This window comes from Massilia norwichensis (assembly GCF_024753245.1).
In the GTDB taxonomy this organism is placed as follows: domain Bacteria; phylum Pseudomonadota; class Gammaproteobacteria; order Burkholderiales; family Burkholderiaceae_D; genus Telluria; species Telluria norwichensis.
Window position 1 is genome coordinate 56,207 of record NZ_JANUGX010000036.1, and the last position, 12,006, is coordinate 68,212.

At 64.6% G+C, this 12,006-nt stretch carries 8 protein-coding genes; 1 reads left to right on the forward strand and 7 read right to left on the reverse strand.

The genetic code is table 11. The features are described from left to right. Position 1 precedes the first annotated feature (1 nt). From NX782_RS23255 to NX782_RS23285, 7 genes are all read right to left on the reverse strand, one after another. Positions 2 to 1,246, reverse strand: coding sequence for a lipopolysaccharide biosynthesis protein (locus NX782_RS23255; protein WP_258847876.1), 1,245 nt, complete (start codon positions 1,244 to 1,246; stop codon positions 2 to 4). Then, a complete protein-coding gene (locus NX782_RS23260; protein ID WP_258847877.1) occupies positions 1,243 to 2,385 on the reverse strand; it encodes a DegT/DnrJ/EryC1/StrS family aminotransferase in 1,143 nt (380 codons plus the stop codon). Before NX782_RS23260 ends, NX782_RS23255 begins: the two co-directional genes overlap by 4 nt. An 18-nt stretch (positions 2,386 to 2,403) precedes the next feature. Continuing rightward, positions 2,404 to 3,012, reverse strand: a complete 609-nt coding sequence (locus NX782_RS23265; protein WP_258847878.1) for an acyltransferase — start codon at positions 3,010 to 3,012, stop codon at positions 2,404 to 2,406. 2 nt (positions 3,013 to 3,014) lie between these two features. Then, positions 3,015 to 4,076: a Gfo/Idh/MocA family protein gene (locus tag NX782_RS23270; protein WP_258847879.1), complete on the reverse strand. Its 1,062-nt coding sequence runs from the start codon at positions 4,074 to 4,076 to the stop codon at positions 3,015 to 3,017. Positions 4,077 to 4,087: 11 nt separating this feature from the next. Next, positions 4,088 to 5,416: a nucleotide sugar dehydrogenase gene (locus NX782_RS23275; RefSeq protein WP_258847880.1), complete on the reverse strand. Its 1,329-nt coding sequence runs from the start codon at positions 5,414 to 5,416 to the stop codon at positions 4,088 to 4,090. 27 nt (positions 5,417 to 5,443) lie between these two features. Then, positions 5,444 to 7,414 (reverse strand): polysaccharide biosynthesis protein, encoded by a 1,971-nt coding sequence (locus tag NX782_RS23280; RefSeq protein WP_308633095.1) that lies wholly within the window; start codon positions 7,412 to 7,414, stop codon positions 5,444 to 5,446. Positions 7,415 to 7,801: 387 nt separating this feature from the next. Continuing rightward, positions 7,802 to 8,764 carry an N-acetylmuramoyl-L-alanine amidase-like domain-containing protein gene (locus NX782_RS23285; RefSeq protein WP_258847882.1) on the reverse strand — a complete coding sequence of 321 codons (963 nt, stop codon included), beginning with the start codon at positions 8,762 to 8,764 and terminating at the stop codon, positions 7,802 to 7,804. Positions 8,765 to 8,999: 235 nt separating this feature from the next. On the opposite strand from NX782_RS23285, the gene NX782_RS23290 reads away from it, so the two are divergent. Next, positions 9,000 to 11,957: a TonB-dependent receptor gene (locus NX782_RS23290; RefSeq protein WP_258847884.1), complete on the forward strand. Its 2,958-nt coding sequence runs from the start codon at positions 9,000 to 9,002 to the stop codon at positions 11,955 to 11,957. Positions 11,958 to 12,006: the final 49 nt, after the last annotated feature.

Sequence of the window (12,006 nt, forward strand, 5' to 3'; positions counted from 1 at the left end):
CTCATGCCGCGGCCAGCTGGTTCTGCGAGCATTGGTAGGACATGCGCAGGTACACCAGGTAGAGCATCGAATAGCCGATCGTGTACCACATCACGTTCTGGCGCAGCGTGCCCGGCGCCAGGAAGGCGCACAGGGTCATCAGGAACAGGGCAACCTGCCACACCAGGTCGACCTTCTGCCGGCCGGTCACGAAAAACACGTAGCTGAGCGGGCTGGCGATGAAGTTCAGGAAACATAGCGGGGCCAGGATCTGCGCCAGCTCGCCGGCCGGGCGCCAGTTCTCGCCGAAGGCAAAGGCGAACAGCTGCGGCGAAAACAGCAGGAGCAGCAGCGCCGGGCCCAGGCCCAGCAGCGACAGAGCCTTGAAGGTGTAGCGGTAGGCGCGCCGGCAGTTGCCGAGCGTTTCGAATTCATGCACCGATTCGCGTTTGAACACTTCCAGCACCGAGGCGGCCAGCAGCGACACCGGCGCGGCCAGCACCCGGTTGGTCAACGCATACAGGCCCGCGGCCAGCGCGCCGTGGCGCATGCCGATCAGGAACAGCGGCATCTGGCTGACCAGGGCGTTGAGCAGATTCGACGGCAGCGAGAAGCGCCAGAATTTCTGGTGCCGGACCAGGTAGGCCCGGGCGGCGCCGTCCAGCTGCAGGGACACGTAGGGGCGCGGCGGGCGCAGCAGCAGGGTGGCGGCCAGCAGCCCTGCGGCCAGGCCGATCAGCTGGCCGAGCAGCAGGCCGAATTCGCCGGCGCCGAAGTAGAGCAGGACCAGCTGGCTGAGCGCGATCGTTGCCGCCCCCCAGACCTTGGCGCGGGCCGCCTTGCCGAAGGCCTTGTGCGAGGTGGCATAGGCCAGCGTAGTCTGGGTATAGGCCGTCAACCAGGTGCCCAGGCCGACGACCGCGAGCGCCAGCCAGGACTGCTGGCTCAGCGCAGGCAGGTCGAGCGAATGGGCGATCATCGCTGCCAGCGACACCAGTACCGCGGTGACCGAGGCCGTGTAGAGCACCACGCTGAAACAGACCCGCTGCTGCTCGGCTTCGTGATCGAGGATCATCGCCGTTTCCAGCCGCAGGGTGGCGGCGATGGCGGAGACGGCGACGACGCCCAGCCAGACCGAGAACGCCCCCATTTCGCTGGGCGTGCACATGCGCGTGATGAGGGGCGCGGCCAGCAGCGGCATGGCCTGTGCCCCGAGCGCGCCGCCCAGGACGGTGCCGACGTGTCTCCAGAAGCCCGGCAGACTCATACGGTCAGGTCCGCAGGTGCGGCTAGATGCGCGGCCTGGGTCTCGCGCGCGGCGTGCAGCAGCGTGCTGCACACGGCGTGGATGTCCGCGTTGGACAGGTAGGGACCCATCGGCAGGCTCATCACCTTGCCGGCAAGCGCATCCGAGACCGGGCAGGATGCCGCGGCATCGAGGTGGGCGTAGGCCGGCTGGCGGTGGATCGGCACCGGATAATGCACCGCGGTCGGGATCTGGGCTGCCTGCAGTGCCGCCTGCAGGTCGGTGCGGTGCTCCAGCACGACCGTGTATTGCGCATACACGCTGGTGCGGTCCTCGCGCCGGCCGACCGGGCGCAGGCCGGCATCGTTGCCGAACAACAGGTTGTCGTAGGTGGCGGCGGCGCGCTGGCGCTGCTGCAGTTCCCAGTCGAACAGTTCGAGCTTGGCGAGCACCACCGCGCATTGCAGGGTATCCATGCGGCCGCCCACGCCGATGCGGGTATGCACGTAGCGCTTCGACTGGCCATGCACGCGGATCTCGCGCATCGCCTTCGCCAGTTCCTCGTCACTGGTGAACAGGGCGCCGCCGTCGCCGTAGCAGCCCAGGGGCTTGCTGGGGAAGAAGCTGGTGCAGCCCATCCTGGACAGGTTGCAGCTCTGGCGGCCGCGGTAGCTGGCGCCGAAGCTTTGCGCGGCATCCTCGATGACGGCGATGCCGTGGCGTTCGGCGATCGCGTTGATCTCGTCCATGTCGGCCGGCTGGCCGTACAGCGAGACCGGAATGATGGCCCGCGTGCGCGGCGTGATCCGCGCTTCGATCAGCGCCGGGTCGATATTGCAGGTGTAGGGATCGACGTCGACGAAGACCGGTGTCGCCCCGAGCAGCACGATGGCCTCGGCGGTGGCGATGAAGGTGAACGGGGTCGTGATCACTTCATCGCCGCGACCCACGCCCAGCGCCATCAGTGCGATCAGCAGGGCCTCGGTGCCGGAGGCCACGGTGATGCAGTGGCTGGCCCCGGTGTACTCGGCCAGCCGTGTTTCGAGCTCGCCGACTTCGGGCCCCATGATGTACTGGCCATGGTCGAGGACTGCCTGGATGCGGCCGTTGATCAGGTCGCGCGATGCCTGGTACTGGGACTTGAGGTCGATGAAATCCATGATGTCGGGTCGCTCCGTTCAAAGTTGGGTATGGGCAGGAAGGAGGCTGCAGACACCGTCGATCAGCAGGTAGACTTCGCCGGTATGCGGGCAGGTGGCTTCGCCGTTACCCGTCAGCCGCAGCGGCAGGCGTTCGCCGAAGCGGCTGATCCAGCCGATCTGGCGCGCCGGCACCCCGGCCATCAGTGCGAAGTCGGGTACGTCGTGCTTGACCACGGCGCCGGCGCCGATGAAGGCATAGGCGCCGATCGTCACGCCGCAGACGATGGTGGCGTTGGCACCGATGCTGGCGCCGTGCCGTACCAGGGTGCGCCGGTACTGGTCCTTGCGGACGATGCCGGAACGCGGGTTGTAGACGTTGGTGAATACCATGCTGGGTCCGCAGAACACCTCGTCTTCAAGTGTGACGGCGTCGTAGACGGAGACATTGTTCTGTATCTTGACGCGGTCGCCGATCACGACGTCGTTGCCCACGAAGACGTTCTGGCCGAGCGAGCAGCCGGCGCCGATGCGGGCGCCGCCGCAGACGTGCGAGAAATGCCAGACCCGGGTGCCGGGGCCGAGCACCGCGCCGTCGTCGACGATGGCGCTGGCGTGGACATCCTTGCTGTCGAGGGGAGCGTTCACGATCAGTACTCCAGCGGCAGGGCCACGCGCTTGCCGTCGCGCGCCGACTTGTAGGCCGCGATCAGCACCTCGAGCGACTTCAGTCCCTCGCGGCCGTCGGTTTCCGGCTCGGCTTCGCCGCGCAGGACCTTGATCACGTTGTCGTAGTAGAGCGGGTGGCCGAAGCCGTAGACCGAGGTGGTCTCGTAGCTGGCCTCATGCACCTTGTCGTCGTCGGCGTCGGGGGTGGCGAATTCCCATTGCTGGATCTCGTTCACGGCCACGCCGCCGATGCGCACGGTGCCGTGCTCGCCCAGGATGGTGATCGAGCCTTCCAGGTTGCGCGGGTAGGTCAGCATGGTGACGTTCATCGAGCCCAGGGCGCCGTTGCGCCAGCGCAGGCTGAGCACGCCGGTGTCTTCGACCTCGATATCGCGTGCCAGGGTGGCGGTATAGGCCTGCAGGCTCTCGACCGGGCCGACGATCCAGTCGATCAGGTCGACGTAGTGGCTGGCCTGGTTCATGAAGGCGCCGCCGTCGAATTCCCAGGTGCCGCGCCATTTCGCGCTGCGGTAGTACTCCTGCGGACGGGTCCAGAACACGTTCAGGTTGACCATGTAGATGCGGCCGAAGCGCTTCTTGTCGACTGCGTTCTTGAGCAGCTGCAAGGTAGCGTTGCGGCGGTTCTGCTTGACCACAAACAGGCGCACGCCGGCGGCGTCGGCGGCGGCCACCATGCGCTTGCCGTCTTCCCAGCGGGTCGCCATCGGCTTTTCGGTCATCACGTGGCGTCCGCTGGCGGCGATCTGGATGGCCTGCTCGGGATGCAGGCCGGAAGGGGTGGTGACCACCACGATGTCGGCATCCACCCTGCGCAGCATCTCGTCCAGGTTGGTGTAGCCTTCGGCGCCGGTCAGGCCGACGGCACGGTCGAGGGCACGCGGATCGACGTCGCACACGCCGACCAGTTCGGCGCGGTCCTGGTGCTTGCGCAGCGCTTCGAAGTGGTTGTTGGCGATGCGACCGCAGCCGACCAGGGCGAAGCGGATCTTGCGGTCCTGTATGGGGGCGGGATAGTGGCGCATGGTGGCGTTCCTCAGGCTTTGACGACGTTTGGCAGTGCGGTCGGGTAGACGCCGCGGGTATCGACGATCAGGGTGGCGTACTGCCGGATCAGCTCGTAGTCGAAGCCGCTGTGGGCGGTTGCCAGCAGTACCACGTCGTAGGAAGCGATGGTCTGCGGGTTCAGCTCGACGCTCTTGAGGTCGAAGTAGTGCTCGCGCATCCGCGGGAAGCTGGGAACGTGCGGGTCGGCATAGTCGACCACCGCGCCCTTGTCGCGCAGGATCTCCATCAGTTCGACCGAGGGCGACTCGCGCATGTCCTCGACATCCTTCTTGTAGGCGATGCCCAGCACCAGCACGCGGCTGCCCATCACCGACTTGCCGCGCAGGTTGAGCGCATCGGTCACCTTGCCGACCACCCAGTGCGGCATGTCGCTGTTGATTTCACCGGCCAGTTCGATGAAGCGGGTGTGCAGACCGTACTCGCGCGCCTTCCAGGTCAGGTAGAAGGGGTCGATCGGGATACAGTGGCCGCCCAGGCCCGGACCCGGGTAATAGGGTGTGAAGCCGAAGGGCTTGGTGGCGGCGGCGCGGATCACCTCGTGGATGTCGATGTCCATGCGGTCGGCGATGATCTTCATTTCGTTGACCAGGCCGATGTTGACGGCACGGTGGATGTTCTCGAGCAGTTTGGTCAGCTCGGCGGCGCGGGTCGAGCTGACCGGCACCACCTTGTCGATCGCCGGGCTGTAGAGGGCGATGCCGGCTTCCAGGCAGGCTGGGGTGACGCCGCCGCAGACCTTCGGAATGGTGCGGGTGTGGAAGTTCGGATTGCCCGGGTCTTCGCGCTCGGGTGAGAACACCAGGAAGACGTCGCGGCCGACCGTGAAGCCGCGCGATTCCAGGCGCGGCTTGAGTTCTTCGTCGGTGGTGCCGGGATAGGTGGTGCTTTCCAGCGACAGCACCTGCCCGGGCCGCATGAAGGGCAGCAGGGCGTCGGCGGTGTCGAGCACGAAGGACAGGTCCGGCTCGCGGTAGGCGTTCAGCGGGGTCGGCACGCAGATGATCAGCGCATCCGGTTCGCCGGCGCGGGTGAAGTCGCTGGTGGCCTCGAAGCCGCGTTCGCGGGCGCGTGCGATGTCGGCCGACTTGATGTGGTTGATGTAGCTTTCCCCACGGTTCAGGCGCTCGATCTTGGCGCCGTCGATGTCGATGCCGAGGACGCGGAACCCCGCCTCGGAATAACGCAGGGTCAGCGGCAGGCCGACATAGCCGAGGCCGATGATGCCGATCACGGCCGTTCGTTTGTCCAGCCGCTCGGTCAGCTGTTCGAGATATGCCGGTTTGCTTTCGTCACGCATGAGTGTCCTCGTCAAACAGGGGTTGATTTAAATACGGAACGGCACGAATTTTCTGATCAGGCCCAGCCGTGGTGCTTCGGGCACCGGGGCCGGGGCCGGCGCGGTCGGTGCCAATTGCGGGGTGTATTCGGTGACGATGGCCTTGACCATCGACTCGATCATGGCGCGCTCGTGGGTCTCGCAAGCCATCATCAGGCAGGTGATGAAGGTTTCCAGCACGCTCGGGTGGAGGGCGTTTTCCTTCATGCGCATGATGCGCGGGTGGTCGCTGGGGAAGACCACGCCGTCGGTCAGCAGCTCCTCGTGCAGTTTTTCGCCGGGGAACAGGCCGACGTAGCGGATCTCGATGTCGCCGGCCGGGTTCTGCGCGTTCTTCTCGGTCAGGCCGTGCAGGGCGATCATGGTGCGCGCCAGGTCGACGATGCGCACCGGTTCACCCATGTCGAGCACGAATACGTCGCCGCCCTTGGCCATGGCACCGGCCTGGATCACCAGCTGCGCGGCTTCGGGTATCAGCATGAAGTAGCGCGAGACTTCGGGATGGGTGATGGTCAGCGGGCCGCCGCGGGCGATCTGGCGCTGGAACAGCGGGATCACCGAGCCGGACGAACCCAGCACGTTGCCGAAGCGGACCATGCAGAAGGTCGTGTGCGCGCCATGCCGGGCGGCGGCGGCCTGGAAAATCAGTTCGGCGATGCGCTTGCTGGCGCCCATGATGTTGGTCGGGCGCACCGCCTTGTCGCTGGAGATCAGTACGCAGGTCTCGACCCGGTGCCGGGCGGCTTGCGAGGCGATCACCTGGGCGCCGACCACGTTGTTGCGCAGGCCTTCGACGATGTTGGCTTCCACCAGCGGCACGTGCTTGTAGGCGGCAGCGTGGTAGATGGTGTCGACCTTGCCGTCGCGCAGGATGCGCTCGACCAGTTCGGCGTTGCAGACCGAGCCGAGATGGGCTTCGATGGGGATGTCGGGGAAGCGCGAGACCAGCTCCTGGCGGATCGTGTACAGGGCGAATTCCGAATGGTCGAGCAGGTGCAGGCGGGCGGGGGCGACGGTCACGATCTGGCGACACAGCTCGCTGCCGATGGAACCGCCGGCGCCGGTCACGAGCACGGTCTTGCCGCGCACGCAGCGGGCGAACAGGTTGACGCGCGGCGGCACCGGCGGACGGCCCAGCAGGTCTTCGAACTTCAGCTCGCGGATGGTTTCGCGGGGCGAGACTTTGTCGTCCGACAGGTCGACCAGGCGGCTGAGGATCTTGGTGCTGACGCCGGCTACGGCCAGGCGCTGCATGATGTCGCGCAGGCGCTCCGGCGATACCGAGGGCAGGGCCAGCACGATGGAACGGATCGACATCGTCTGCACGATCTCGGCCAGGCGGTCGGTGTGGAAGACGCGCAGTCCGGCGACGTTGCGCTCGCTCAAGGCGTGCTTTTCGTCGAAGAAGCAGACCGGGCGGTATTCATCGCTACCGCGCATAGCCTGGGCCAGAAGCGCGCCGGCTTCGCTGGCGCCGTAAATGGCAACCACTTCGGCGGCGCAGCGTTGGGTCGCATTTTGATTGCGCAGGAAATTGCGCATTCCCACGCGAGAGGCAACGACATAGGAAAAGACGATAAACCAGTAAATCGCCAATGCGCTGCGCGGGAATCGTTCCTCGTTAATCGCGAACATCACGATATACGCGCACAAAATGGCGACGGCGAGCGCCAGTCCCGTCACGCTCAATAGACGCTGATCAATGAATCGAATAACGGCGCGGTAAAGATCGGAAACCGAAAAAGCCGCGATCGTGACCACTGCCACCAATACATAGGAGGCGGGGCCGAAATGGGAGGCGAGTTTCAAATCGCCGCCACGAAGCAGCATTGCCACCAGAAAGCAGAATGGCAGCGCGATCAGGTCGGCTGTCACCATCATGGCAATTTTGGTCCTGCGGTGCAGGGATACCATCCTGGAGCAAAACTGGCCGACTAGGCCCTGATTTAGCTTTGGCATGATCTCGAAAGGCAGCGTGGTTGCGGGTTATCTTTTTCTCGGGGATATCGCCAGGCTAAATCGGCGCGTCTGTCTATTTCTTGGTTTTTATTTCGCGGAAATAATTTGGACTGGAATAGAAATGGCCGCTGTTTAGATTGCTTATTGCTGAGTAAGTTTATTATCCGATTCACTAAGATTGATGGGTTTGACCATGCTCAACCGGCATAAGGGAATTAAATCTTTCTCCCTTTATTTGGAAATGGGAAATTAATTTCCTAAATTAATTTATTTCCGGATGACATAAAAATAGACCGTGCCGCTTATCGACGGGAATCGGAAAGGCAGGGCTGAAAAGACAGCGGGCCGCATCGAGCGGCCCGCAGGGAGAGGAGGGAGAAGACGGGATCAGGCGCCGCTGCCGGGGCGCGGCTGCGGTGCCATCGGCGGCACCACGATGTTGTCGTTCAGGCGCAGGAACTTGAAGCCGGCCAGCACCTGTCCCTTCTTGCCTTCCTTGCGGTTGCGCTCCTCGCGCGCGGCGGCGCGGGCGATGAAGGACTCGAAGGTCTCCTCGCGCACCTGCGGCTCGGACGAATGCAGGAAGTGACGCTCGCCGTTCGGTCCCAGTACCACCAGGCCGACGTGCGAAGCCCAGTATTCGCCGTCGCGGGTCGAGATCACGTTCACGAAGTCGCCTTCCTGCAGCCGGCCGGCGATGGCCGCCACCTGGTCCTTGGCCACGTAAGCCTGGCGGCTGGATTCGACCGGGATGTTGCGCTCGGTGTGGTGGCGGGTCTTCAGGAAGCGGGCGCGATCGACCGTCATCGAATACACCGGTCCGGCGGGACCGGCCAGGTCGGCGCTGATGTCGGTGACCAGCCAGCGGTTGGCCACGTTCCAGTCCATCTCGGTGTAGTGGTTGCGCGTGGCGACGCCGATCACGCCGTCGCGGTAGCGGATCCGCTGCAACATCCAGAAGAACTCTTCCCACGACTGCGATAAGGCCATGGCATAGGTGTGTTCCGCAAACACCACGCAGTCGCTGTGATCGAGGCTGAACATCGGCAGATTGTCATGCACCTCGAAGGGGAACTCACCCAGCAGGTTGAGGGTGTAGGGCTGGCCGATGTTCTTGCGGCCGATCGCCGCGATGCGCTTGCGCAGGTCGGGTTCGGCCTGGTGCACCCAGGCCACGTAGCGTCCCGCTTCAACTGGACTCATCTGGTAGATCTGCTTTTGCAGGATGCTCTCGATCGGCGCCGCTGCCTGTGGCTGGGATGCCGCGCTGGCGGAAGGCGCTGGCGGCGCGGCGGGTGGGGTGGCGCAGCCGGCGAGGGCGGCGGCGAACAACAGGCAGGCGGTACGCATTGGATGTCTCCGTGGTTTTTTAGCAACGCAAAACCACACCCTAGCGTGGCGGCAACGCGTTTGCAAAATGAAAATTATGCGGCCGAGTATAACCCGGCGTTCTCGGCGGCCATTAAACATTCCCTGCGGTTATGGATTAGTTAACACTAATCATTATCCAAACAGTTTCCCTATCGTCAATACTGTGCGCGCGACAGGGATACACCTGTCCCCGGATAACTACAGGAGAGTGAGAATGTTGAATCAGAAGCCGCTCGCGGCCGCCGTGGCAATGGCATTGGGTGTGGCAGCGCTGCCTGCGCTGGCCCAGGACGCCACCGGTACGTCCACCATGCAGACCGTCGAGGTGACCGGCATCCGCGCTTCGATGGCGAAGTCGCTGAGCGTGAAGAAGAATGCGGCGGCGAACGTCGAGGTCATTACGGCGGAAGACGTGGGCAAGATGCCGGACAAGAACCTGGCCGACTCGCTGCAGCGCCTGGCCGGCGTGGCGGTGCGCACCGACTACGACGAAGCGGAAAAGGTGGCGCTGCGCGGTACCAACCCCGACATGACCATGATCCTGTTCAACGGCCACGCAATTGCCGGCGCCGACTGGTATGTCGGCGACCAGCCGTCGGCCAGCCGCTCGACCAGCCTGTCGCTGCTGCCGTCCACAGTCATCAACCAGGCCCAGGTGTACAAGACCTCGCAGGCCAACATCGTCGACGGCGGCCTGGCCGGCACCATCAACGTCTCCACCCGCAAGCCGCTGTCCGCCAAGGAACAGATCTCGGGTGTGGTCAGCGTCGGCGCGTCCTACGTGACCCTGCCCAACAAGACCGCCCCCGACCTGGACGCCCTGGTCAACTGGAAGAACGATGCCAACACCTTCGGCTTCTTCGTACAAGGCTTCGCCAACAAGCGCTATATCCGCCGCGATTCGGCCTCGCGCCTGGCCTATGGCACCAGCAGCGGCTACGACACGATCAACACCGCCACCATGAAGGGCATCACCGACGAATCGCTGGCGGGCAGCGGCTACAAGGCCGCCGACCTGAACGGCGTGCGCATGCCGGGCTCGATGGCCACCGAGTTCGTCGAAGGCGTGCGCGACCGCAAGGGCGGCATGGTGTCGCTGCAGTTCAAGCCGAACCAGGACATCGATGTCACCATGACCGGCTTCCATTCGTCGATGGACACCAACAACTACGGCCGCCTGAAGGCCGGCGCGATCTACAGCATGCTGCTGGGTAAGGCATCGCTGGCGGATGGTGCCACCGGCGCCACCGCGCCGAACACGAACTCGAATGGCCAGCAGGTGTTCGCCTCGATCCGCAACCCGGTGATCGTCAACGAGACCACGATGTATGGCGACACCCTGCGCGTGCTCAAAAGCGCCGACATCATGTTCCCGGACGGGACCACGCCCCAGTACATCGGCAACAGCGAAGGCTTCTACCGCGATGGCGCCAACGCCACCGCTTCCTTCCTCGACCTCGACGCCAAATGGCGCGTCAACCAGGATCTGACGATCAAGGGCCTGCTGTCGACCACGCGCGGCGTCGGCAAGACCGATGCCGACCAGGGCCTGACCTATGCCAGCTTCGGCACCGGCGTCTCGTACGCGCTGGGCTCGGTCTACGACGCGCCCTACGTCAAGTACTACGGCACCGGCCAGAAGCCGGACGAGCTGGTGGTGCGCACCATCTCCGGCCTGAAGTCGGTCGACAAGGAACGCAGCGCCCAGCTGGACGGCGAATACCGTCTGGAGAAGGGCTGGATCCAGTCGATCGAGGGCGGCCTGCGCTTTTCTGACCACCACCGCGACAGCGAGCGCCGCTATCCGTCCTACCGCAACAAGTCCCTGGCCGCCACGCCCGGCCCGACCAGCACCATTCCCTGGCCGTCCGACTTCGGCAAGGACCTGAACGGCCCTTCCGGCTGGGACAACACCGGTTACACCTTCCGCCCGGAGGACCTGAAAGCCTATTTCGCCGCCAATACCAAGGAGACCAGCGACCAGTTCGAACGCCGCATCGGCACCGAACTGCACGTGCGCGAGCGCCAGAGCGCGATCTACGCACAGGCCAACTATGAGCACGACAAGTGGTCGGGCAACTTCGGCCTGCGCTTCGTGCAGACCCGCGTGAATGCCGACGTGCCGACCCCGATCCCGCCGGGCAAATGCGAGCGCGCGGCGCCAGGCCAGCCGGCGATCCCCTGCGCCGAGTATCCCGGCGCCATCAGCACGACCGGCGAGACCCTGTCCTACTATGACAGCCAGACTGGCGAGGAGAAGTTCAATCCGTTGGCGGGTAATATGTATTACATCACCAAGACCGACCGCCGCTTCAACAACTGGCTGCCGAGCCTGAACGTGCGCTACGAGGTGACCAAGGACATGCTGGTGCGTTTCGGCGCCAGCCGCACCATCGGACGCCAGAACTACAACATCGTCGGCGCCGGTTTCGGCACCCCGGGCTGCGATGCCCAGGGTTGCCGCGTCACCGGTCCGAACCCGGACCTGAAGCCGCTCACCGCCGACAACCTGGACCTGTCGTGGGCCTGGTACTTCGCCAACCGCTCGCTGGTCGCCGTTAACGCGTTCTATTCGCGCATCGACGGCTACGCCAAGACCGGCACCAGCGGCGGCACCACCATCGACCTGTGGGATTCGGCCTCGCAGTCGCTCAAGACCTATGCGGTGAATACCTCGTCGCAGCAGGGCGCCCGCATCAAGGGCATCGAGCTGAGCTACGAACAGCCCTTCGGCAAGACCGACTTCGGCTTCACCAGCAACCTTAGCCGCGCCAAGACCAAGGTCGACGACGGCCGTCCGATGGTGGGCGCCTCGGAATGGGCCGCCAACCTGGGCTTCTACTACGAGAACAACACGGTGTCGACGCGCCTGGTGGCGAACTACCGCAGCGAGTACGTGAGCGGCAGCACGGCGCCGGCACCGACCGCGAACAGCCAGGGCCTGTCGACCGTGGCCGGCATCCTGATGCCGACCGCGCCGACCATGGCCGCGCCGGTGACCACGCTGGCCTTCAACGCCAGCTACAACATCACGTCCAACCTGACGCTGACCTTCGACGCGACCAACCTGACCAACGTGCGCCGCGCCTATTATCGTTACAGCGACCAGGAGCAGAGCAAGCTTGACGCGATCGGCCGCCAGTACTACCTGAACCTGAAGTACAAGTTCTAAGGTTCCGGGTTCTTGTAGATGCTTGAAGGGGAGCTCCGGCTCCCCTTTT

Excerpts from the sequence above, each read along its gene's own strand:
- NX782_RS23255 (WP_258847876.1), bottom strand. The coding sequence starts at position 1,246 with ATGAGTCTGCCGGGCTTCTGGAGACACGTCGGCACCGTCCTGGGCGGC.
- NX782_RS23260 (WP_258847877.1), bottom strand. The coding sequence starts at position 2,385 with ATGGATTTCATCGACCTCAAGTCCCAGTACCAGGCATCGCGCGACCTG.
- NX782_RS23270 (WP_258847879.1), bottom strand. The coding sequence starts at position 4,076 with ATGCGCCACTATCCCGCCCCCATACAGGACCGCAAGATCCGCTTCGCC.
- NX782_RS23275 (WP_258847880.1), bottom strand. The coding sequence starts at position 5,416 with ATGCGTGACGAAAGCAAACCGGCATATCTCGAACAGCTGACCGAGCGG.
- NX782_RS23280 (WP_308633095.1), bottom strand. The coding sequence starts at position 7,414 with ATGCCAAAGCTAAATCAGGGCCTAGTCGGCCAGTTTTGCTCCAGGATG.
- NX782_RS23285 (WP_258847882.1), bottom strand. The coding sequence starts at position 8,764 with ATGCGTACCGCCTGCCTGTTGTTCGCCGCCGCCCTCGCCGGCTGCGCC.
- NX782_RS23290 (WP_258847884.1), top strand. The coding sequence starts at position 9,000 with ATGTTGAATCAGAAGCCGCTCGCGGCCGCCGTGGCAATGGCATTGGGT.